The sequence below is a fragment of the Halomonas marinisediminis genome (assembly GCF_004347715.1).
GTDB classification, from domain to species: domain Bacteria; phylum Pseudomonadota; class Gammaproteobacteria; order Pseudomonadales; family Halomonadaceae; genus Halomonas; species Halomonas icarae.
Genome location: NZ_SLTR01000009.1, coordinates 12579 through 35401, shown reverse-complemented (window position 1 = coordinate 35401; position 22823 = coordinate 12579). Strand labels below are relative to the sequence as shown.

18 protein-coding genes and 3 tRNA genes are annotated in these 22823 nt (G+C 64.7%); 16 read left to right on the top strand and 5 right to left on the bottom strand.

The genetic code is table 11. The features are described 5' to 3' along the window. Positions 1-130 precede the first annotated feature (130 nt). The 4 genes from E0702_RS08360 (at position 131) to eno (ending at position 5626) form a co-directional block, all read left to right on the top strand. Complete coding sequence (locus E0702_RS08360) at positions 131-1549, top strand: FAD-dependent oxidoreductase (RefSeq protein WP_132042757.1); 1419 nt, start codon at positions 131-133, stop codon at positions 1547-1549. A 237-nt stretch (positions 1550-1786) separates the two neighbouring features. Further along, on the top strand, positions 1787-3442 hold the full coding sequence (locus E0702_RS08355; RefSeq protein ID WP_132042755.1) for a CTP synthase: 1656 nt from the start codon (positions 1787-1789) through the stop codon (positions 3440-3442). Positions 3443-3447: 5 nt separating this feature from the next. Continuing rightward, complete coding sequence (gene kdsA, locus E0702_RS08350) at positions 3448-4299, top strand: 3-deoxy-8-phosphooctulonate synthase (protein WP_132042753.1); 852 nt, start codon at positions 3448-3450, stop codon at positions 4297-4299. Between the two features lie 34 nt (positions 4300-4333). Further along, positions 4334-5626 (top strand): phosphopyruvate hydratase, encoded by a 1293-nt coding sequence (gene eno / locus E0702_RS08345; RefSeq protein ID WP_132042751.1) that lies wholly within the window; start codon positions 4334-4336, stop codon positions 5624-5626. Positions 5627-6152: 526 nt separating this feature from the next. Here eno and fdxA read toward each other — a convergent pair. Both fdxA and mutS read right to left on the bottom strand, forming a co-directional pair. Further along, the gene (gene fdxA / locus E0702_RS08340; protein WP_132042749.1) at positions 6153-6476 is read right to left on the bottom strand and encodes a ferredoxin FdxA; all 324 of its coding nucleotides are present in this window, start codon (positions 6474-6476) and stop codon (positions 6153-6155) included. A gap of 216 nt (positions 6477-6692) precedes the next feature. After that, complete coding sequence (mutS, locus tag E0702_RS08335; protein ID WP_132042747.1) at positions 6693-9272, bottom strand: DNA mismatch repair protein MutS; 2580 nt, start codon at positions 9270-9272, stop codon at positions 6693-6695. A gap of 175 nt (positions 9273-9447) precedes the next feature. Between mutS and E0702_RS08330 the strand changes: the two genes are divergently transcribed. From E0702_RS08330 to E0702_RS08290, 9 genes are all read left to right on the top strand, one after another. Further along, a complete protein-coding gene (locus tag E0702_RS08330; protein ID WP_132042746.1) occupies positions 9448-9960 on the top strand; it encodes a CinA family protein in 513 nt (170 codons plus the stop codon). Between the two features lie 105 nt (positions 9961-10065). Beyond that, positions 10066-11133, top strand: a complete 1068-nt coding sequence (recA, locus tag E0702_RS08325; protein ID WP_132042744.1) for a recombinase RecA — start codon at positions 10066-10068, stop codon at positions 11131-11133. A gap of 3 nt (positions 11134-11136) precedes the next feature. Next, on the top strand, positions 11137-11613 hold the full coding sequence (locus E0702_RS08320; RefSeq protein WP_132042742.1) for a regulatory protein RecX: 477 nt from the start codon (positions 11137-11139) through the stop codon (positions 11611-11613). A gap of 205 nt (positions 11614-11818) precedes the next feature. Continuing rightward, positions 11819-14431 carry an alanine--tRNA ligase gene (alaS, locus tag E0702_RS08315; RefSeq protein ID WP_132042740.1) on the top strand — a complete coding sequence of 871 codons (2613 nt, stop codon included), beginning with the start codon at positions 11819-11821 and terminating at the stop codon, positions 14429-14431. A gap of 102 nt (positions 14432-14533) precedes the next feature. Next, positions 14534-15787 (top strand): aspartate kinase, encoded by a 1254-nt coding sequence (locus E0702_RS08310; RefSeq protein WP_132042738.1) that lies wholly within the window; start codon positions 14534-14536, stop codon positions 15785-15787. A 207-nt stretch (positions 15788-15994) separates the two neighbouring features. Further along, entirely contained in the window at positions 15995-16192 is a 198-nt protein-coding gene (gene csrA, locus E0702_RS08305) for a carbon storage regulator CsrA (RefSeq protein WP_132042736.1), read from the top strand. An 83-nt stretch (positions 16193-16275) separates the two neighbouring features. Further along, positions 16276-16368, top strand: a tRNA-Ser gene (locus E0702_RS08300). Between the two features lie 21 nt (positions 16369-16389). Beyond that, positions 16390-16466: transfer RNA gene (locus tag E0702_RS08295), tRNA-Arg, on the top strand. A gap of 49 nt (positions 16467-16515) precedes the next feature. Next, a tRNA-Arg gene (locus tag E0702_RS08290) sits at positions 16516-16592 on the top strand. 311 nt (positions 16593-16903) lie between these two features. Here the strand turns inward: E0702_RS08290 and E0702_RS08285 are convergent. After that, positions 16904-17884, bottom strand: coding sequence for a tRNA dihydrouridine synthase (locus tag E0702_RS08285; protein WP_132042917.1), 981 nt, complete (start codon positions 17882-17884; stop codon positions 16904-16906). Between the two features lie 181 nt (positions 17885-18065). Between E0702_RS08285 and E0702_RS08280 the strand changes: the two genes are divergently transcribed. Genes E0702_RS08280 through E0702_RS08270 form a run of 3 tightly spaced genes read left to right on the top strand, consistent with a single transcriptional unit; the run spans position 18066 to position 21558 of the window. Then, on the top strand, positions 18066-18323 hold the full coding sequence (locus E0702_RS08280) for an OadG family protein (protein ID WP_132042734.1): 258 nt from the start codon (positions 18066-18068) through the stop codon (positions 18321-18323). A 57-nt stretch (positions 18324-18380) separates the two neighbouring features. After that, positions 18381-20225, top strand: a complete 1845-nt coding sequence (gene oadA, locus E0702_RS08275; RefSeq protein ID WP_132042732.1) for a sodium-extruding oxaloacetate decarboxylase subunit alpha — start codon at positions 18381-18383, stop codon at positions 20223-20225. Positions 20226-20235: 10 nt separating this feature from the next. Continuing rightward, positions 20236-21558, top strand: a complete 1323-nt coding sequence (locus E0702_RS08270; RefSeq protein ID WP_132042730.1) for a sodium ion-translocating decarboxylase subunit beta — start codon at positions 20236-20238, stop codon at positions 21556-21558. A gap of 87 nt (positions 21559-21645) precedes the next feature. Here E0702_RS08270 and E0702_RS08265 read toward each other — a convergent pair whose 3' ends face one another. Together E0702_RS08265 and lexA are read right to left on the bottom strand one after the other, a co-directional pair. Beyond that, positions 21646-22266 (bottom strand): IMPACT family protein, encoded by a 621-nt coding sequence (locus E0702_RS08265; protein WP_132042728.1) that lies wholly within the window; start codon positions 22264-22266, stop codon positions 21646-21648. Continuing rightward, positions 22266-22760, bottom strand: coding sequence for a transcriptional repressor LexA (gene lexA / locus E0702_RS08260; protein ID WP_132042726.1), 495 nt, complete (start codon positions 22758-22760; stop codon positions 22266-22268). The genes E0702_RS08265 and lexA overlap by 1 nt, the downstream gene beginning before the upstream one ends. Between the last annotated feature and the right edge of the window lie 63 nt (positions 22761-22823).

The following is a 22823-nucleotide window of genomic DNA, read 5'->3' as shown; positions in this document are numbered from 1 at the left end:
TCAGCCGAAATAAGAGACGGCAGCAGCCGGAGTGGAGAGCCGGCATCAGCCTTCACCGTCAGGGTGACCAGTGCCCGCCGAGCTCAGAGCGCGGGCGTGGCGGCCGACAGGAATTCCAGGAGTAGAGAGCATGGCTAACCGTTTGAGCAACGATTTCCAGTTTATCGAGGTGGGTCGACAGGATCCGAGCAAGAAGGATGCCCGTACCCGCTCGCGGGAGTTTGCCGAGATCTATGAGCCCTTCAGGCCCCAGGAGGCGGCGGGTCAGTCGCATCGCTGCCTGCACTGTGGCAACCCCTATTGCGAGTGGAAGTGTCCGGTACACAACTACATACCGAACTGGCTGCAGCTGGTCAGCGAGGGCAATATCCTCGAGGCGGTCGAACTCTGCCACAAGACCAACTCGCTGCCCGAGGTGTGCGGCCGGGTGTGCCCTCAGGACCGTCTCTGCGAGGGAGCCTGTACCCTCAATGACGGCTTCGGTGCCGTTACCATCGGCTCGGTCGAGAAGTACATCACCGATACCGCCTTTGCCATGGGCTGGCGCCCGGACCTGTCTCGGGTCACCTGGACCGACCGCAAGGTGGCAGTGATCGGTGCGGGACCCGCGGGGCTGGGGTGCGCCGATATTCTGGTGCGTAACGGCGTCAAGCCGGTGGTGTTCGATCGCAACCCGGAGATCGGTGGCCTGCTGACTTTCGGTATCCCCGAGTTCAAGCTCGAGAAGAACGTCATGGAGCGTCGGCGTGCGGTGTTCGAGGAGATGGGGGTCGAGTTCCGCCTGGGGGTCGAGATCGGCCGCGACATCGCCATCGACACCCTGCTCGAGGAGTACGATGCGCTGTTTTTGGGCATGGGGACCTACAAGTCCATGCAGGGGGGCTTCCCTGGCGAGAACCTGCCGGGCGTTCACAAGGCGCTCGACTTTCTGATCGCCAACGTCAATCACTGCCTGGGCTTCGAGAAGGATCCCGGCGAGTACATCAGCTTCAAGGGGCAGCGGGTGGTGGTGCTGGGTGGCGGCGACACCGCCATGGACTGCAATCGCACCTCGATTCGCCAGGGCGCCACCAGCGTCACCTGCGCCTACCGCCGTGACGAGGAGAATATGCCTGGCTCACGCAAGGAGGTGGCCAACGCCCGGGAAGAAGGCGTGGAGTTCCTGTTCAATCGCCAGCCGGTCGCCGTGGTGGGCGAGGGGAAGGTCGAGGGGGTCAAGGTGGTGCGCACCCGGATGGGCGAACCCGACGAAAACGGTCGCCGCCGCCCCGAGGTGGTGCCGGGCTCCGAGGAGGTGATTCCCGCCGATGCCGTGGTCATCGCCTTCGGCTTTCAGCCCGATCCGCCGGCCTGGCTCACCGAGACCGGCGTGGAGGTCGATGAACGAGATCGGGTCAAGGCAGCGGAGCAGGGTGAGTTCGCCTTCCGGACCACTCACGAGAAGATCTTCGCCGGCGGCGATATGGTGCGCGGCTCCGATCTGGTGGTCACCGCCATCCACGAGGGGCGGCAGGCCGCCGAGGGCATTTTGGACTATCTGGGGGTCTGACGAGGCATTCGCACTACCCTTGTGGGAGGCCGGCTGTGCCGGGCGAAGGCGCCGAAAGGCGCCCGGTTTGGGCAGCGCTACGCGCTGCTTCGCGAGCTGAAGCTCCCTCCCACAACGCCTCATCGCCTTGGGCGCGAGCGGCCGAAATTGAGACCAAGGTCGCCCTCTGCTATTCTGTCCTCCCATCCGGGCGCGGCTTCCTGCCGTGCCTACCGATCACGCTTCGACAGGTTCCTCATGACACGATACATCTTCGTGACCGGCGGCGTTGTGTCCTCTTTGGGCAAGGGCATTGCGTCGGCCTCGCTTGCGGCGATTCTCGAGGCTCGCGGCCTCAAGGTCACCATGCTCAAGCTCGACCCGTATATCAACGTGGATCCGGGCACCATGAGCCCATTCCAGCACGGCGAGGTGTTCGTTACCGAGGATGGTGCCGAGACCGATCTCGACCTGGGCCACTATGAGCGCTTCATCCGCACCAAGATGACCCAGGGCAACAACTTCACCACCGGGCGCGTCTACGAGCACGTGCTGCGCAAGGAGCGCCGCGGCGACTACCTGGGCGGTACCGTACAGGTGATTCCGCACATCACCGACGAGATCAAGCGTCGCGTCTATGAAGGTGGCGAGGGTTTCGACGTGGCACTGGTGGAGATCGGCGGCACCGTGGGCGATATCGAGTCGCTGCCCTTCCTCGAGGCGACCCGCCAGATCAGGAGCGAGCTCGGTGCGAGCCGCGCGATCTTCATGCACCTGACGCTGGTGCCCTATATCAAGACGGCCGGTGAGACCAAGACCAAGCCGACCCAGCACAGCGTCAAGGAGCTGCGCTCCATCGGTATCCAGCCGGATATCCTGATCTGCCGCAGCGAGGTGGAGCTCGAGGAGAGCGAGCGTCGCAAGATCGCCCTGTTCACCAATGTGGAGGAGCGCGCGGTCATTCCGCTGCAGGACGCCGATACCATCTACCGTATCCCGCTGATGCTCCACGAGCAGGGGCTCGACGAGATCGTCTGCGACAAGCTCCGCCTGACGGCCGACGAGGCCGACCTGGGCGAGTGGGTGCATGTACTCGATGCCAAGCTCAATCCGCTCAAGTCGATCAATATCGCCATGGTCGGCAAGTACATGGAGCTGCTCGATGCCTACAAGTCGCTCAACGAGGCGCTGATCCACGCCGGTATCCAGACCCGCGTGAAGGTCAATGTCGACTATATCGACTCCGAGGATATCGAGCGTCACGGCACCGAACGTCTGGCCGGCAAGGATGCGATCCTGGTGCCTGGCGGCTTCGGCGAGCGTGGCGTGGAGGGCAAGATCGCCACGGCGCGCTACGCCCGTGAGAGTGGCATTCCCTATCTCGGCATCTGTCTCGGCATGCAGGTGGCGGTGATCGAGTTCGCCCGACACGTCGCCGGTTGGGAGGACGCCAACTCCACCGAGTTCACCCACGACACCCAGCACCCGGTTGTTGGCCTGATCACCGAGTGGCTGAGCCCCGAGGGCAAGATCGAGTTGCGAGACGCGGCCTCCGATCTTGGCGGTACCATGCGCCTTGGCGGCCAGGTCTGCCAGCTCAAGGCCGGCAGCAAGGCCCGCGAGGCTTATGCCGCCGATGAGATCGTCGAGCGTCACCGTCACCGCTTCGAGGTCAACGAGCAGTTCGTCGAGCAGCTCGAGCAGGCGGGCCTGGTCGTCTCGGGCAAGAGTGTGGACAACTCCCTGGTCGAGGTGGTCGAGCTTCCCGATCACCCCTGGTACGTGGCCTGCCAGTTCCACCCGGAATTCACCTCCACTCCCCGAGACGGTCACCCGCTGTTCACCGGCTTCGTCAACGCGGCGCTGGAGCAAAAGGCAGCACGCGGCCGCGCCCAGTCCTCTTACCAGGAGTGAGTCGGATGAGTGCTCCCGAAAGAACCATCGAGATTGCCGGCCTGAAGGCCGGCAATTCATTGCCGCTGATGCTGTTTGGCGGCATGAACGTGCTGGAGTCCCGCGAGCTTGCCCTGGAGGTGGCCGCGGCCTATGTCGAGGTAACCGGCAGGCTCGGCATGCCCTATGTGTTCAAGGCCAGCTTCGACAAGGCCAACCGCAGCTCCATCCACTCCTTCCGTGGCCCCGGCCTGGAGAAGGGCGTCGAGATCCTGGCCGAGGTGAAAGAGCGCTTCGGTGTGCCGATCATCACCGATGTTCACGAGCCATGGCAGGCCGAGCCGGTAGCAGAGGTAGCCGATGTGATCCAGCTGCCGGCCTTCCTGGCCCGCCAGACCGATCTGGTGGTGGCCATGGCCAGGACCGGGGCGGTGATCAATATCAAGAAGCCCCAGTTTCTGGCGCCCCACGAGATGCGTCATATCGTCCGCAAGTGCGAGGAGGCCGGCAATGACCGGGTGATCCTCTGCGAGCGAGGCTCGAGCTTCGGCTACAACAATCTGGTGGTCGACATGCTTGGTTTCGGCGAGATGAAGCAGAGCGGCCTGCCACTGTTCTTCGATGTGACCCACTCGCTGCAGCGCCCGGGGGGGCGCGCCGACAGTGCCGATGGCCGCCGGGCACAGGTGGCGGAGCTGGCGCGTGCCGGTGTCGCCGTGGGGCTGGCCGGTCTCTTCCTGGAGGCCCATCCGGACCCCGATCACGCCAAGTGCGATGGCCCCTGCGCCTTGCCGCTGGACCGGCTCGAGCCGTTCCTGACCCAGCTCAAGGCTCTCGATGACCTGGTAAAGGGCTTCGCGCCGCTCGAAATCTCATAACACTCCAACGCTGACACGACTGAGGAAGATTCGCATGACCAAGATCGTCGATATTCGTGCCCTTGAGGTGCTCGACTCCCGCGGCAACCCCACCGTCCAGGCCGAAGTGCGCCTGGAGAGCGGTGCCGTGGGCGTGGCCTGTGCTCCCAGCGGTGCCTCTACCGGCTCCCGCGAGGCCCTCGAGCTGCGCGACGGCGACAAGGCCCGTTACCTCGGCAAGGGCGTGCTGAAGGCTGTCGACGCCGTCAATGGCGACATTCGTGCCAGGCTAGTCGGCATGGATGCGCGTGATCAGCGTGGCCTCGATGACGCCATGCTGGCGCTCGATGACACCGACAACAAGGCCAAGCTTGGCGCCAACGCCATCCTGGCCGTATCGCTGGCCGCCGCCAGGGCGGCAGCCAACGCCAAGGGTGTGCCGCTCTATGCCCATATCGCCGAGCTCTATGGTCAGCCGGGCCGATACTCCATGCCGGTGCCGATGATGAATATCCTCAATGGTGGAGAGCATGCCGACAATAACGTCGACATCCAGGAGTTCATGGTGCAGCCGGTGGGGGCCGCGAGCTTCCGTGAAGGTCTGCGCATGGGTGCCGAGATCTTCCATGCCCTGAAAAAGGTGCTTTCGTCGCGTGGCTTGTCCACCTCGGTAGGTGACGAGGGCGGTTTTGCACCCAACCTCGCCTCCAACGCCGAGGCCCTGGCGGTGATCAAGCAGGCGGTGGAAGACGCCGGCTACAAGCTCGGCAGCGATGTGACCCTGGCGCTGGACTGCGCCTCCTCCGAATTCTTCAAGGATGGCCAGTACGACCTCTCCGGCGAGGGCAAGCAGTATGATGCCGCGGGCTTCGCCGATTACCTGGCCGGCCTTTGCGATGAGTATCCCATCGTCTCCATCGAGGATGGCATGGATGAGTCCGACTGGGACGGCTGGAAGGCGCTGACCGACAGGCTCGGCGACCGGGTGCAGCTGGTGGGGGATGATCTCTTCGTGACCAATACCCGCATCCTCAAGCGTGGTATCGACGAGAAGATTGGCAACTCCATCCTGATCAAGTTCAACCAGATCGGCTCCCTCTCCGAGACCCTGGATGCCATTCGCATGGCCCAGGATGCCGGTTTCACCGCGGTGATCTCCCATCGCAGCGGCGAGACCGAGGACACCACCATCGCCGACCTGGCCGTGGGTACCTGCGCCGGCCAGATCAAGACCGGCTCGCTGTGTCGCTCCGATCGTGTCGCCAAGTACAACCGACTGCTGGTCATCGAGAGTGAGCTGGGCGAAGGGGCGACCTACCCGGGGCTGTCGGCCATCAAGGGCCAGTAGTGGCGTGTAGGAGATTGCTGACAAGGTGGCGTCGTGATTGACGCCATTTGAATGAGAAGGCCGGCACCCAGGGTGCCGGCCTTTGTTTTATCTTGTTGAAAATAAAAAGATAAGTTTCCTGTCTGCATGCCGGTCGAGCGTGCCGGCGTTAGATATGTCGTCGTTTATGTCAGATTGTGCCGTGGCGCAATTCTGAGACAATCAGCCACGCAGCACAGGGGCCCACGGGATGTCGCCTCGGCAGGATGCAATGGGATGTAGTCAGGTGATGCGCCCGGTACGGCAGGATGCTGTTTCCGGGCAGGGATGTCATCACGGGAGTCTGAGCGGAAGGAGTCGCTCATGGAATGGCTTGGAGCGGGCGGCCCCTGGGCCGCCTTTTTTCTTGCGTGGCGTTATCGTTGTCTCGCCACTCACCGGATAGATACAGCAGCGCCGACCGCCTTGTGGCGGTCGGCGCTGCTGTATCTGGTGCCTCGCTGATCGCTTCCTGCCGACTGAAGCCGCGGCAGTAAGCGAGTGCGGTTCAGCGTTCCAGCTGCTCCAGCTTGCCCGGCTTGCCATCCCACTCCTCGGCGTCGGGCAGCGGGTCCTGCTTCTCGCTGATATTGGGCCATACCTCGGCAAGCTCGGCATTGAGCTCGATGAACGCCTCCTGACCCTCGGGTAGCTCATCCTCCGAGAAGATCGCCTCGGCGGGACACTCCGGCTCGCACAGGGCGCAGTCGATGCACTCGTCGGGGTGGATCACCAGGAAGTTGGGGCCCTCGTAGAAGCAGTCCACGGGACATACTTCGACGCAGTCTGTGTATTTGCACTTGATGCAGTTCTCGGTGACGACGAATGTCATGCCGCTTTTTCCTCCCTCATGGCCTGGCTCGCGCTGTCGTGGCGGGTCCCGACCTATGTAAATATTAAAAAGTAATAAAAACCAGGCCTCTTATTCTAAGGAGTCCGGGGATTCGTCCATTCTAGTCGCCGCTGCCTGACCGTCGCAAGCAAAGGCCTGGCCGACCCGGAGGTGGCGCCCCCTCGAGCGATAGTGCCGTCAGCATCGGCAATGGCCTCATCGTATCTCGCGCCAGCGGTAGAGCATCTCGAGCGCCTGGCGTGGCGTCAGGTCATCGAGGGCAAGCCCGTCGAGCTCTTCCACCATCGGGTGTGGCGGGCTGGCGAAGAGGTCGCTCTGCAGCGGTGTCTGAGCATCGTCTGTGCCAGCCAGTCGGGCCCGACTGCCCTGGTCGACCTCCTGCTGCTCGAGCTGGGCAAGCTTCTCTCGGGCCCGGGCGATCACCCCCTGGGGGACACCGGCCAGCTGAGCCACCTGCAGGCCGTAGCTCTGACTGGCGGGGCCTTCCTCAACCCGGTGCATGAAGACGATGCCATCCTTGTGTTCCGCCGCGGTCAGGTGCACGTTGGCCACCCCCTCGGCCTGCTCGGCCAGGGCGGTCATCTCGAAATAGTGAGTGGCGAACAGTGTAAAGGCACGGGTTCGGGTCAGGTGCTCGGCGCTGGCCCAGGCCAGGGAGAGGCCGTCGAAGGTGCTGGTGCCGCGGCCGATCTCATCCATCAGCACCAGGCTGTGATCGGTGGCGTTGTGCAGGATGCTGGCGGTTTCGGTCATCTCCACCATAAAGGTGGAGCGGCCGCCGGCCAGGTCGTCCGATGAACCGATGCGGGTGAAAATGCGATCCACCGGGCCGATGTCGGCCGCGCTGGCAGGCACGAAACTGCCGGTGTGGGCGAGCAGCACGATCAGCGCGGCCTGGCGCATATAGGTCGACTTGCCGCCCATGTTGGGGCCGGTGATCACCAGCATGCGGCGACCCTCTTCCATGATCAGGTCATTGGGTACGAAGGGAGCGTCGCTGACCCGCTCCACCACCGGGTGACGGCCGCCATGAATGGTGATGCCCGGGGCCTCGGCAAGGTGTGGGCGCACGAATTCCAGCGCATGGGCGCGCTCGGCGAAGGCGCACAGCACATCAAGCGTCGCCAGGGCCCGGGCGCTGGCCTGAAGGGCGTCGAGTTCGCTGTTCAGGGTCTCTAGCAGCCCCTCGTAGAGCAGCTTCTCGCGTGCCAGGGCGCGGGACTTCGCCGACAGGGCCTTGTCCTCGAACTCCTTGAGCTCGGGGATGATAAAGCGCTCGGCATTCTTCAGGGTCTGACGACGGATATAGTCCGCCGGGGCATCCTTGGCTTGTGCCCTGGGGATCTCGATGAAATAGCCGTGCACTCGGTTGTAGCCGACCTTGAGGCCGGGCAGGCCGGTGCGTTCGCGCTCCCGGGTCTCCAGTCTCACCAGGTAATCGCCGGCGTGTTCGGCGAGGCCGCGGTGCTCGTCGAGCTCGGCATCGAAGCCTTCGGCGATCACCCCGCCGTCGCGGATCACCACCGGGGGGTTCTCCACCAGGGCGCGATTCAGGGTGTCGGCGAGCTCGGGGTAGGGGCGAATATGGTGCTTCAGCTCGTCCAGGGTGGAGCCCCCGGGAAAGTCGGCGAGCCGGGCCTCGAGGTCGGGCAGGGCATTGAAGGCGTCACGTAGCCGGGCCAGATCACGCGGGCGGGCGCTGAAGAGGGCCACCCGGGCCAGGATGCGCTCCACATCGCCGATCGCCTTGAGCGAGTCGCCGAGTGCCACGAAGCCATCCGCCTCCAGCAGCAGCGTCACGGCGGACTGGCGAGCCTGGACACGCTCGCGGTCACGCAGTGGACGGTTGAGCCAGCGCTTGAGCAGGCGTGATCCCATGGCGGTGGCGGTGGTGTCGAGCACGCTCGCCAGGGTGTTGTCGCCGCTGCCGGCGAGGTTGGTGTCGATCTCCAGATTGCGACGGCTGGCGGCGTCGATGACCACGGCGTCGTCGCGGCTCTCCACGCCGATGGCGGTGACATGGGGCAAGCGCGAGCGCTGGGTATCCCGGGCGTACTCCACCAGCACGCCGGCGGCGGTGATGGCCGCGGAGAGGTGCGCGCAGCCGAAGCCACGCAGATCCTGGACGCCGAACTGGTCGCAGAGCAGACGGGTCGCGCTCTCCGGGTCGAACAGCCAGTCGCTCTGGCGACGCAGCCCCCGACGCCCCTCCAGGGCCGGCGGCAGATTCAGACCCTCGGCCACCAGCAGCTCGGCCGGGTCGAGGCGCTGGAGCTCGGCGAGCAGTTCGCTCTCACCCTCCACCTCCAGCACGCTGAAGCGTCCACTGGAGAGCTCCAGCCAGGCCAGGCCGATACGCTCGGCGGGGGCATGCACAGCCACCAGCAGGTTGTCGCGACGAGCATCGAGCAGCGCCTCGTCATACAGGGTGCCGGGGGTGACAATGCGTACCACGCGCCGCTCTACCGGCCCCTTGCTGGTGGCGGGGTCGCCGATCTGCTCACAGATCGCCACCGATTCGCCGGCGGCCACCAGGCGCGCCAGGTAGCCCTCGGCGCTATGGTAGGGGATCCCGGCCATGGGAATCGGCTGGCCGGCAGACTGGCCGCGTTGGGTCAGGGTAATGTCGAGCAGTGCCGCGGCGCGCCTGGCATCGTCGAAGAATAGCTCGTAGAAGTCACCCATGCGATAGAAGAGCAGCACCTCGGGATGCTCGCGCTTGATCTTCAGGTACTGGGCCATCATCGGCGTATGCTGGGTGCTGGCCTGGGACATGGCGATTGCTGGGCTCCTGATCTTGTAGAAGGTCTTGTCGATGGTCTCGTTGAGCGGTCGGCAGAGACGCACACAGGGTGGCGGTGCCTGCAACCCCGCGGCAAAGGCAGTATTCTACGCAGATGGTCTCGCCTCGTCAGGCTTGCCTTCGATCCACCGAGCAGGAGTCTTCAGCATGTCCCACTCAGCCGCGAGCCTTGCCAATCTCGACCTCGCTACCCTGGCCGAGCGCCTGGGCCGACTGTGTCGCGAAAAGGGGGTCACCCTCACCTGTGCGGAGTCCTGCACCGGTGGTGGCGTGGCCAGCGTGGTCACCTCGGTCGCCGGCAGCTCCGACTACTTCGAGACCGGCTATGTGACCTACTCCAATGCCGCCAAGGTCCGTCTTCTCGGGGTGCCCGAGGCGCTGCTCGACCAGCACGGTGCCGTGAGCCGTGAGACGGTGGAAGCGATGGTGATGGGGGCCTGCCGTGACAGCGGTGCCGATCTCGGCGTGGCGGTCAGTGGCGTGGCCGGGCCGGGCGGTGGCAGCGCCGACAAGCCGGTAGGTACCGTATGGCTGGCCTGGGGCGATGGCAAGGGGGCCGAGGCCGAATGCTACCGCTATCCTGGCGATCGCCGAGCTGTTCGCGAGCAGGCGGTGCGCGAGGCGCTGGTCGGCGTGGTGCAACGCCTTGAGGAGCGCTGAGTCCATGGGCGCCCTGGAAAACTTTCGCTGGCCGAGCGCGCCATTTTTCCCCATAATACTGTTCAGTCATACAGTATGAAGAGACCCAGATTGAGGAGATCCGTGATGGCTCAGGAAGACAATCGCTCCAAGGCGCTGGACGCCGCCCTATCCCAGATCGACCGCCAGTTCGGCAAGGGGACCGTGATGCGCCTGGGCGATGCGCCGCGGGTGGTGATGCCCTCGGTCTCTACCGGTTCGCTGGGGCTGGATATCGCCCTCGGCATCGGCGGTCTGCCGCTGGGTCGGGTTGTCGAGATCTTCGGCCCGGAATCCTCGGGCAAGACCACCCTGACGCTCTCGGTGATCGCCCAGGCACAGAAGCAGGGCAAGACCTGCGCCTTTATCGACGCCGAGCATGCCCTGGACCCCAGCTATGCCGAAAAGCTGGGCGTCAATCTGGATGACCTGCTGGTTTCCCAGCCCGATACCGGCGAGCAGGCCCTTGAAATCTGCGACATGCTGGTGCGCTCCGGTGGTGTCGACGTGATCATCATCGACTCGGTGGCGGCGCTGACCCCGCGCGCCGAGATCGAGGGCGAGATGGGCGACTCCCATGTCGGTCTGCAGGCGCGCCTGATGTCCCAGGCGCTGCGCAAGATCACCGGGAATATCAAGAACGCCAACTGCATGGTGGTGTTCATCAACCAGATCCGCATGAAGATCGGCGTGATGTTCGGTAGCCCCGAGACCACCACCGGCGGCAATGCGCTCAAGTTCTACTCCAGTGTGCGTCTGGATATCCGGCGTACCGGCTCGGTCAAGCAGGGCGACGAGGTGACCGGCAACGAGACCCGGGTCAAGGTGGTCAAGAACAAGGTGGCGCCCCCGTTCCGCCAGGCCGAGTTTCAGATCCTCTATGGCAAGGGGATCTACCATGCCGGAGAGGTGGTCGATCTCGGCGTGCAGTGCAAGCTGGTCGACAAGGCCGGTGCCTGGTACAGCTACCAGGGCAACAAGATTGGCCAGGGCAAGGCCAATGCCGCCCAGTTCCTCGAGGATAATCCGGCGGTGATGGAGGAGATCGAGAGCCAGATTCGTGCTCAGCTGCTTGCCACGGCAGAGCCCGCCAAGGAGGAGGGCAATGAGGTCGCCTTGCCAGCCGATGGCGATCAGGGCAGCGATCGGCTGTAAGCCATGTTCGAGCGCAGCGCAGGTGACTCCACGCCCCGAGACGATGCGCTCCGCCTGCTGGCTCGCCGCGAATACTCTCGCGCCGAGTTGGCAGAGCGGTTGGCGGCCAAGGGGCATGCGCAGGCAGACATCGGCGAGTGTCTCGACGAGCTTGTCGCGCAGGGGTTGCAGTCGGATACCCGTTTCGCCGAGGGCTTCCTGCGCTCGCGCCTCTTCCGCGGGCAGGGGCCCGTGAAGATCCGTCTGGAGATGGAGCGTCGTGGCCTCGACCCGGAGGAGGTGCGAGAGGCCTTCGCGTCGGGTGAGGTGGACTGGCAGGCCCTGGCCTGTGAGACACTCTCGCGGCGCTTCCCCGGTCCCGGTGACTCCCCCCGGGAGCGCGCCCGCCGCGAGCGCTTTCTGGCGGGACGCGGCTTCGACTTCGACCAGGTGCGCCACGCCCTGACCCACGCCTGGAGTGCTGACCCTGACGATGCCTAGCTCAGGCTCGCTGTGCACTCGTTCCTTCGCCGCCGACGCGGCTGCCCCTTCAGTCCCTTGACGACTGCGCTATAATGACTCCCTTTGCGAACGCCCCGGGTGGCATCCCGTGGTAGTGCGATGTGGCCTGCTCAGGCACGTCGCGGTGCCCGTCTCGAGCCAGCGTCGCCCGCCGGGTCCTCCCGTTCATCGCCACGGATACCCCATGAAAAGCGCAGACATCAGACAGGCCTTTCTGAGTTACTTCGAGGCGCACGGCCACAGCGTCGTGCCTTCCAGCTCTCTGGTTCCCGGCAACGACCCGACCCTGCTGTTCACCAATGCGGGCATGGTGCCCTTCAAGGACGTCTTCCTGGGTCGCGATCCGCGCCCCTATGTGCGTGCGACATCCTCCCAGCGCTGCGTGCGTGCCGGGGGCAAGCACAACGATCTCGATAACGTCGGCTATACCGCTCGCCATCACACCTTCTTCGAGATGCTGGGTAACTTCAGCTTCGGCGACTACTTCAAGCGTGATGCCATCCGCTTCGCCTGGGAGTTCCTGACCGAGACTCTGGGGCTGCCGAAGGAGAAGCTGTGGGTCACGGTGCACGTCAGCGATGACGAGGCCGAGCGCATCTGGAAGGAGGAGGTCGGGATCGACCCCGAGCGCTTCTCCAGGCTCGACGAAGACAACTTCTGGCAGATGGGTGACACCGGTCCCTGTGGGCCGAGCTCCGAGATCTTCTTCGATCACGGTCCCGAGGTGTGGGGTGGCCCTCCCGGTAGCCCCGAGGAGGATGGCGATCGCTATATCGAGATCTGGAACCTGGTGTTCATGCAGTTCGACCGCGATGCCGAGGGCAACATGCACCCGCTGCCCAAGCCCTCCATCGATACCGGCATGGGGCTGGAACGCATCGCCGCGGTGATGCAGGGAGTGCACTCCAACTACGAGATCGACCTGTTTCAGAACCTGCTGGCAGCGGCGGCGCAACATACCGGACATGCGGATACCCGCAACCCCTCGCTGCGGGTAATCGCCGATCATATCCGCTCCTGCGCCTTCCTGATCGCCGACGGCGTGCTGCCCTCCAATGAGGGGCGGGGCTATGTGCTGCGACGTATCATTCGGCGCGCCATCCGCCACGGCCACAAGCTGGGCGCCCAGGGTAACTTCTTCCACCAGCTGGTGGGCTCACTGGATGCCGAGATGGGCGAGGCCTATCCCGAGCTGCGTGAGGCGCGCCCCCAGATCGAGCGGGTGCTGCTCAAGGAGGAGGAGCAGTTCGCCCGCACCCTGGAACATGGCATGGGCCTGCTCGAGGAGGCGCTGGCCGGTCTCGACGGTGAGGTGCTGCCCGGCGAGACGGTTTTCAAGCTGTATGACACCTATGGCTTCCCCTACGACCTGACCGCCGATGTCTGTCGCGAGCGTGGCGTGACCCTCGATGAGGTCGGTTTCGAACGAGCGCTTACGGCCCAGCGCGAGCGTGCCCGAGCGGCCAGCCAGTTCGGCGCCGACTATGGCGGCACCCTGGAGCTGGAGGGCGAGACCGCCTTTACCGGTTACGAGCGTCTCGAGGATCACGCCACCGTCAGCGCGCTGGCCGACCGCGAGGGCAATGCCCTGGAGCGGCTCACCCCGGAGCACAAGGCGGTGGTGGTGCTGGATCGTACTCCCTTCTATGGCGAGTCCGGCGGCCAGGTGGGCGATACCGGCTATCTGCATCTCGACGGCGGTGGTCGCTTCCTGGTGGAGGATACCCAGAAGCAGGGCGACCACCACCTGCACCACGGCGTGCTGCTCGAGGGCGCGCTGGCCCTGGGAGACAGGGTGCGCCCGGTGGTGGATGCCGGCCTGCGCACCGCCACGGTACGAAACCACTCCGCCACCCACCTGATGCACAAGGCGCTGCGTATGGTGCTGGGCGATCATGTGGCCCAGAAGGGGTCTCTGGTCACTCCAGAGCGCCTGCGCTTCGATTTCAGCCATTTCGAGCCGGTAACCGCCGACCAGCTTGCCGAGGTGGAGCGTCTGGTCAACGAGCAGATCCTGGCCAATGCCCCGACCCGTGTCGAACAGATGACCCTTGACGAGGCCAAGGCCAGGGGAGCAGCGGCGCTCTTCGAGGCCAAGTACGCCGACAGCGTACGGGTGCTGACCATCGGTGCCGACGATTTCTCCATCGAGCTGTGCGGCGGCACCCATGTGGCGCGCAGCGGCGATATCGGCTGCTTCCATATTGTCAGCGAGCAGGGCATTGCCTCCGGCGTGCGCCGCATCGAGGCGATCACCGGCGAAGGGGCGCTGTCCTGGTTCCATGAGCAGGAGGCCCGGCTCAACCGCATCGGCGAACGGCTCAAGGCCAAGCCCGAGCAGGTCGAGGAGCGCGTGGCGTCACTGGTGGAGCGCAATCGTGGCCTGGAGAAGGAGCTCGAGCGACTCAAGGCCAAGCTGGCCAGCGCCGCCGGCAGCGACCTGATTGCCGAGGCGAGCGAGGTGGCCGGGGTCAAGGTCCTGGCCCGGTCCCTCGAGGGCGTCTCCGGCAAGGAGCTGCGTGGCATGCTCGACCAGCTCAAGAACAAGCTCGGCTCCGGCATCATCGTGCTGGGAGTGGGCGATGAGGCTGCCGGCAAGGTGAGCCTGATCGCCGGGGTCACCGACGACCTCACCGGTCGCATCAAGGCCGGCGAGTTGGTCAATCACGTGGCCGGCCAGGTGGGCGGCAAGGGCGGTGGGCGAGCCGATATGGCCCAGGCGGGCGGCAGCGACGTCGCCGCCCTGCCGGGGGCCCTGGAGGGTGTCGCCGCCTGGGTCGAAGAGCGCCTGAAATAGGATCTGACAGGGCCGGTTGCCGTGAGGCGCCGGCCCTGTTCGCAAGGAGTCACCTTTCACTCACCCGGGCGCTCGCGCCCGACGCACGAGGGAAAATTGCAGATGGCACTATACGTACAGAAATTCGGCGGTACCTCGGTGGGCTCCGTGGAGCGCATCAAGGCCGTGGCCGAGAAGGTCAAGGGCTTCCGTGACAACGGCCACCAGGTCGTGGTGGTGGTGTCGGCGATGAGTGGCGAGACCAATCGCCTGATCGGCATGGCCAACGAGATCAATGACGAGCCCACTCCGCGAGAGATGGACATGCTGGTCTCCACCGGTGAGCAGGTCACCATCTCGCTGCTGGCCATGGCCCTGCACAAGCTGGGGGTGCCGGCGACCTCCTATACCGGCTCCCAGGTGGGCATCCAGACCGACAGCGCCCACACCAAGGCGCGGATCCAGCGCATCGAGACCGATGAGCTGCAGGCCGACCTGGATGATGGCCAGGTGGTCGTGGTGGCGGGCTTCCAGGGCGTCGACGAGGAGGGCAATATCACCACTCTCGGTCGTGGCGGCTCCGACACCACCGGTGTGGCCCTGGCCGCGGCGCTGAAGGCCGATGAGTGCCAGATCTATACCGATGTCGACGGTGTCTACACCACCGACCCCCGCGTCTGCAGCAAGGCCCAGCGTCTCGAGCGCATCACCGTCGAGGAGATGCTGGAGCTGGCCAGCCTCGGCTCCAAGGTGCTGCAGATTCGCGCCGTCGAATTCGCCGGCAAGTACAATGTTCCGCTGCGCGTGCTGTCCAGTTTCCAGGATGGCCCCGGCACCCTGATCGTTGCAGACTCCGACCAAGAAGAGGACTCCATGGAAGAACCACTGATCTCCGGTATCGCCTTCACTGCCAACGAGGCCAAGCTGACGCTGCTCAATACCCCGGACGTGCCGGGTGTGGCGTCGCGCATTCTCGGGCCCATCGCCGGCGCCAATATCGAAGTCGACATGATCGTGCAGAACGTGGCTCCGGCTGGCGACTACACCGACTTCACCTTTACCGTGGCCAAGGGGGACTACAAGCAGACCCTCAAGATCCTCAATGAGCAGGTGCTGCCCGACCTGGGCGAGGGTGAGGTCAAGAGCGACGACAATATCGCCAAGGTCTCGCTGGTGGGTGTCGGCATGCGCTCGCATGCCGGTGTGGCTTCCAAGATGTTCCGCGTGCTTGCCGAGGAGAGCATCAATATCCGCATGGTCTCGACCTCCGAGATCAAGATCTCCGTGGTGATCGACGAGAAGCAGATGGAGCTCGCCGTCCGCGCCCTGCACAAGGCCTTCGGCCTTGACAAGGCCGATATCGAGAACGAGGAATAAGCCGACCCCTCGGGGGCAGATTCCCTTCTACGCTGGTAGGGAGGTCCGCTGCATCTCTCGGTGGGGCTTCCCTTCAACGGGGGCCTGGTGTTTCATGGGCCGCCGTGTTGGTCATGGAAGGCGTTCTGCCACATACTGAGACGGCGTGATGCCGTCGGCCAGCACCCCGTTGCCAGCCAGAGAACAAGTCTGAGAAGGAGATCAGCCATGCTCATCCTGACCCGCCGTGTCGGCGAGACCCTGATGATCGGTGATGACATCACCGTGACGGTGTTGGGCGTGAAGGGTAACCAGGTCCGTATCGGTGTGAATGCACCGAAGGATGTGGCAGTCCATCGCGAAGAGATCTACCAGCGCATTCAGCGTGAGAGGAGCGACGAGGAAGGTTCTGACCACGACGTGTAGTGCGCAGGGGCGGTTAATAAAAAAACCGCCGGGGTGCTGGACAAACCCCTTCGGAAACGGTAAGATATGCGCCGTGTCGTTAGGGAGAGGTGGCCGAGTGGCTGAAGGCGCTCCCCTGCTAAGGGAGTAAGGGGTTTATAGCCTCTTCGAGGGTTCGAATCCCTCCCTCTCCGCCATAACGATACCGTGAAGCATCAGCGCCCGTAGCTCAGCTGGATAGAGTACCTGACTACGAATCAGGTGGTCGGAGGTTCGAATCCTCCCGGGCGCGCCAGCTTTACACGCAGCAGGTGATGGCGGTCACCGTGACAACACCGCACTAAGCGCCCGTAGCTCAGCTGGATAGAGTACCTGACTACGAATCAGGTGGTCGGAGGTTCGAATCCTCCCGGGCGCGCCAGATACCGACCCGTCCTCTCGCAGGGCGGGTCTTCTGTTTTGTTCGTGATGTTTTCTCGCTAGCCGGACCGGTCGTACCCAGCGTGGGCACCGGTTCCGCGATCGTTTGAGGCGCCGTCGCCATTGCGACGTGCGCCTCTTTTTTTGCCTGCCCCAGTGTCTTTCTTTCATGCCCTAGTGTCTTTCTTTCCTGCCCTAGTGTCTTTCTTTCCTGCGATAGTGCCTTTCTTTACTGCGATAGTACCTTTCTTTCCTCGGTTAATGCCGTTCTTTCCTGAGAATAGTGTCTGTCTATCCTGCAGTGGCGTCAGCTTACCCCGCCGCCGCGCCTGCCAGGCTCGGAGGAGGACTGGCTGACTGCGCACTGTCTGCCTGCAGGCCCGCCAGTAGCTCGTCGAGCAGGGTAAGCCGCTTGACTCGCTGGAAGCGGCGAGCCGCCTCGGCGTCTGCCCGGCGCATATGATTGAGCCACTGCTTGATCAGCGAGGCCACGATGCGTTCGGGAAGGGTCTTGCGCTTGAGGGTGGCGAACTCGTGCAGGATCTCTGCCCGCGCCGCCCAGGGCGTGGCTGCCAGCCGCTCACCGGTGAGATGCCAGTGGCGAATGCGGGCCGCCAGCCAGGGGTCGGCCAGGGCGCCACGTCCAAGCATGACATGTCGACAGCCGGAGAGCGTACGCGCCTTCCAGTAGTCCTCGAGAGTCCAGATATCGCCATTGGCGATCACCGGGATGGAAAGGTCGCGTCGTATGCGGCCGATCCACTCCCAATGGGCCGGTGGGCGATAGCCCTCTTCACGGGTGCGGCCGTGCACCACCAGGTGCCGAGCGCCGCCGGCCTGGGCGGCGCGCCCGCAGTCCAGTGCCAGGCGGCGGTCGGCGTATCCCAGGCGAATCTTGGCGGTCACCGGGATGCGGTGGCCGACCGCTTCGTGGACGGCGGCAACCGCGGCATGCACGCGCCGCGGGTCGCGCAGCAGCGAGGCGCCACCATCATGACGATTGACGAGCTTGGCTGGACAGCCGAAGTTGAGATCGATGCCAATGGCGCCGAGGCGCAGTGCCTGGACGGCGTTGGCGGCCAGGGCCTTGGGGTCGGAGCCAAGCAGCTGCAGCTGGACCGGTACGCCTGAGGGGGTCGTCCGGGGGGAGTGCTGCAGTTCGGGGCAGTGCTTGTAGAAGACCCGTGGCGGCAGGCGGGTATCGACCACGCGCACAAACTCGGTGACCACCCAGTCGAAGCCCGGCTGCTGAGTCAGCAGGGCCCGGGTGTGGGCATCGATGACGCCCTCCATGGGGGCCAGGCCGAGACGTCCGGGAGTATCTTGTAGTAAATTAACAACGCTGACTTCCACCATGACCCCATTGCAATTTGTCGACAATCTGGCAGGTTATAGCATTGCAGATTCTACGCAAGCCACCCAGCATGGCGTAACCGCGCCGGTGGTGGCGAACGATTCATACGGGAGGCGCCCAATGCAGGACATGCAGCTTCTGGAGGAGGGACTTTCCCTCATGGCCCTGGGCATGGGCTTTGTTTTTGTTTTTCTTACCTTGCTAGTCATTGTGACCACCCTGATGTCGAAGTTTATCGGTCGCTTCTTCCCCGAGCCCGTGACGCCGGCGGTGTCGCCGACACGTGGCCGTGCAGCCTCTCAGGCGAGTCAGGACGATGATGTCATGGTGGCGATTTCTGCCGCGGTGCATCGCTATCGCCGCCGCCACCGTCGCTGACCCCTCCTTCTCCGGTGTCTTTCCTACCACCACCAACCACAACTCCAAGGTCTCCCCATGACTGACAACGCTCGCCCGCTGGGCATTACCGATGTCGTCCTGCGCGACGCCCACCAGTCGCTGTTTGCTACCCGCATGCGTCTGGATGACATGCTTCCCATCGCCGAGAAGCTCGACCGTGTCGGCTTCTGGTCGCTGGAATCCTGGGGCGGGGCCACCTTCGACGCCTGTATCCGCTACCTCGGCGAGGATCCGTGGGAGCGGATACGGGCGTTGAAGGCCGCCATGCCCAATACTCCCCAGCAGATGCTGCTGCGTGGCCAGAACCTGCTTGGCTATCGCCATTACGCCGACGATGTGGTGGATCGCTTCGTCGAGCGCGCCAGGACCAATGGCGTCGATGTCTTCCGGGTCTTCGATGCCATGAACGATCCGCGCAACCTGGAGCGTGCCATTCAGGCGGTGCGCAAGGTCGAGGGTCATGCCCAGGGCACGCTCTCCTACACCGTGAGCCCGGTGCACACCCTGGATGGCTGGGTGGAGCTCGGCAAGACCATCGCCGACATGGGGGCCGACTCGCTCTGCATCAAGGACATGGCGGGGCTACTCAAGCCCTACGATGCCTATGAGCTGGTCTCCAGGCTCAAGAAGGCCGTGGATCTTCCCATCCACATGCAGTGTCATGCCACCACCGGCATGTCCACCGCTACCGCCATCAAGGCCGCCGAGGCGGGCATCGACAACGTCGATACCGCCATCTCCTCGATGTCCATGACCTATGGTCACAGCCCCACCGAGTCCGTGGTGGCCATTCTCCAGGGCAGCGAGCGTGACACCGGCCTGGACCTCGAACTGCTCGAGGAGATCGCCGCTTACTTCCGCGAGGTGCGCAAGAAGTACGCCGCCTTCGAGGGTTCGCTGAAGGGCATCGATTCACGCATCCTGATCGCCCAGGTGCCGGGCGGCATGCTGACCAACATGGAGGGGCAGCTCAAGGAGCAGGGGGCCGGCGACAAGCTCGACGACGTCCTCCAGGAGATCCCGCGCGTGCGCGAGGACCTGGGCTTCATCCCGCTGGTCACCCCCACCTCCCAGATCGTCGGCACCCAGGCGGTGATGAACGTGATGATGGGGGAGCGTTACAAGTCGATCTCCAAGGAGGTCCAGGCGCTGCTCAAGGGCGAGTATGGTGCCGCCCCGGCGCCGTTCAACAAGGAGCTGCAGGCGCGCGTCCTGGAGGGAGGCGAGCCGATCACCTGCCGCCCGGCCGACAACCTGAGCCCCGAGATGGACAGGCTGGCCGCCGAACTCAAGGAGAAGGCTAGGGCCGACGGCATCCGCCTGGCCGAAGGCGAGCGCGAGATCGACGACGTGCTGACCTATGCGCTCTTCCCCCAGATCGGCCTGAAGTTCCTCGCCAACCGCGATAACCCCGACGCCTTCGAACCGACTCCTCAGGCACCAGGCAGTGAGAGCCCCGGTGCCGGTGCTAAGCTGCCGGCCGCTTCACAGCAGGGCGGGGCAGAGGCCAAGGCGCCGGTTTCCGGCCCGGAGACCTACACCGTCAAGGTCAACGGCAAGGCCTACGTGGTCGAGGTCGCCGAAGGCGGCGAGGTCGGCGCCATCCAGGAGCAGGCCGCACCGGCTGCCCCTGCCGCGAGCGGCGAAGCGTCGCCGGGCGAAGCGTCGCCCGGCGAGACGATCACTGCCCCCCTGGCCGGCAATATCTTCAAGGTCAACGTGCGTGAGGGTGACAGCGTCGCCGAGGGGGATGTGGTGATCATCCTCGAGGCGATGAAGATGGAGACCGAGGTGCGTGCCTCGAGCGCCGGCACCGTTTCCGCCGTCAAGGTCGGCGAGGGCGACAGCGTCGCCGTCGGTGACGTGCTGATCGAGCTCTAAGGGACCCGTCATGGAGAAACTACTGACACTCTGGTACGGCTCGGGGGTCTATAACCTGACCCCGGGCCAGGCCGTGATGATTCTGGTCGGCATGTTGCTGCTCTATCTGGCCATCGCCAAGAAGTTCGAGCCGCTGCTGCTGGTACCGATCGGCTTCGGTGGCATTCTGGCCAATATTCCCGAGGCGGGCCTGGCGCTGTCGGCGCTGGACCAGGCCATCGAGGTGGCCAAGCCGGCGGTGCTGGAGCGGATCGCCGGGGCCCTCGGGGTGGCCCTCGATCCTCAGGCGAGCGTCGAGTCGTGGCGCGAACTCCTCAAGGGGATGGTCGAGGAGGGGGCCACGGCGGATGCGCTGCGTGCGGGTCGCGATGTGGCAGCCAGCGTCGGCTACGGTGACGGCATGCTCTACAGCTTCTACAAGGTGGCCATCGCCTCCGGTATCGCGCCGCTGATCATCTTCATGGGCGTGGGGGCGATGACCGACTTTGGGCCGCTGCTGGCCAATCCGCGTACCCTGTTCCTGGGAGCGGCCGCGCAGTTCGGCATCTTCGCCACCCTGTTCGGGGCGGTGGGGCTCTCGTCGCTGGGGGTGATGGACTTCTCGCTCAACCAGGCCGCCGCCATCGGCATCATCGGTGGCGCCGACGGCCCCACCTCGATCTATGTGTCGAGCGTGCTGGCGCCGGAGTTGCTGGGGGCGATCGCCGTGGCGGCCTACGCCTACATGGCGCTGGTGCCGCTGATCCAGCCGCCGATCATGCGGCTGCTGACCAGCCAGAAGGAGCGCGAGATCACCATGACCCAGCTGCGGCCAGTGTCGAAGCGCGAGAAGATCGCCTTCCCCATCGCCATCCTGCTGCTGGTTGCCTTCTTCCTGCCCGATGCGGCGCCGCTACTGGGGATGTTCTGCTTCGGTAACCTGATGCGCGAGTGTGGGGTAGTGGAGCGCCTCTCCGACACGGCACAGAATGCGCTGATCAATATCGTCACCATCATCCTGGGCCTTTCGGTGGGCTCCAAGCTGATGGCCGACAGCTTCCTGGCCGTGGAGACACTCGGGATCCTGGCCCTGGGCATCGTGGCCTTCGGAATCGGCACCTGCGCCGGCGTGCTGATGGCCAAGCTGCTGAACGTGGTCAGCCGTGTACCGATCAACCCGTTGATCGGCTCGGCGGGTGTCTCGGCGGTACCGATGGCGGCCCGGGTCTCCAACAAGGTGGGGCTCGAGGCCAACCCGCACAACTTCCTGCTGATGCATGCCATGGGGCCCAATGTGGCCGGTGTCATCGGCTCGGCGGTGGCCGCGGGGGTGATGATCAAGTACCTTGGCTGATGACGGCATCGGCCATGCGAGTGAAAGGCGCCCGCGGGCGCCTTTCTTTTTTCCGGATGCCTTTCTGCATGCCTTTCCGAGTCTTGACTAGTCGTCGGCGAGAATTTCGAGGTTGCCACGCAGCCGCGAGGCCAGCGGACTCAGGTCGACCTCGACATCACTCGGCCAGCCAACGGTCAGCCAGACACCATCGGCGGCGTAATCGGCCTCTTCCACCGGGATCCGGCGCTCGCTCAGCCAGCCCCGCGCCTCGGCTTCTCCCGAGAAATCGACCCGGAGCCTCAGAGCGGTACGCTCGACCACCTCGCGACGGGGCAGCACCTCCAGTGCCTGGGAGACGGCCTGGGCGTAGGCTCGGGCCAGTCCGCCGGTGCCTAGCTTGGTGCCGCCGAAGTAGCGAATGACCACGCAGCCCGCCTGACCCAGCCCGGAGCCCTCGAGCACCTGAAACATGGGGCGCCCGGCGGTTCCGCCGGGTTCGCCATCATCGGAGAAGCCAATGGCCGCCTGCTCACCGGGAGGTCCGGCGATAAAGGCGGTGCAGTGGTGGCTGGCGCTGGGGTGGCGCTCGCGCGCCTGCGCCAGCAGCGCCTCGAAGTCGGCGATGGTCGGGGCATGGCAGAGCCAGGTGATAAAGCGGCTCCTCTCCACCTCCAGTTCGCTCTCCTGCCATTCGCCGGGGGGCAGATCGGGTACCGGGTAACGCATCAGGCGGCCAGCTCGCCCTGACGTACCACGCCCATCACCATCCCCAGCACCTGGATATCGCTGTTCTTCAGGAAGATGGGGGCCATCTGCCGGTTGGCGGGTTGCAGACGCACGCCGGACTTTTCGATATAGAGCTTCTTCAGGGTGACCTCCTGGCCATTGATCATTACCACCGCGGTCTCGCCATTCTCCGCGCTTTCGCACTGTTCGATAATGATCACATCTCCATCGAAGATGTTGCAATCGATCATGGAGTCGCCACACACCCGTAGGGCGTAGGTGTTGCGACGCACCATGCGACGAGGAACGCGAATATGGCTGACGCTGGGGCAGGCCTCGATAGGCATCCCCGCCGCGACGCTGCCCAGCAGGGGGATGTCGACCATTTCCTCGAGTGCGTCCTGGGGATCGCCGGGAAGAGGGCAGGGCGACCACGCCTCGGCGAGGCGCCGGTTGGGGTGACGTATCATGTACCGCGTGCTGGCCTCGAACATGGCATACCTCCTGTTGAAACATACAGTGTTTAGGGAGCATAGCAGGGACGCCAAATCTGGCAA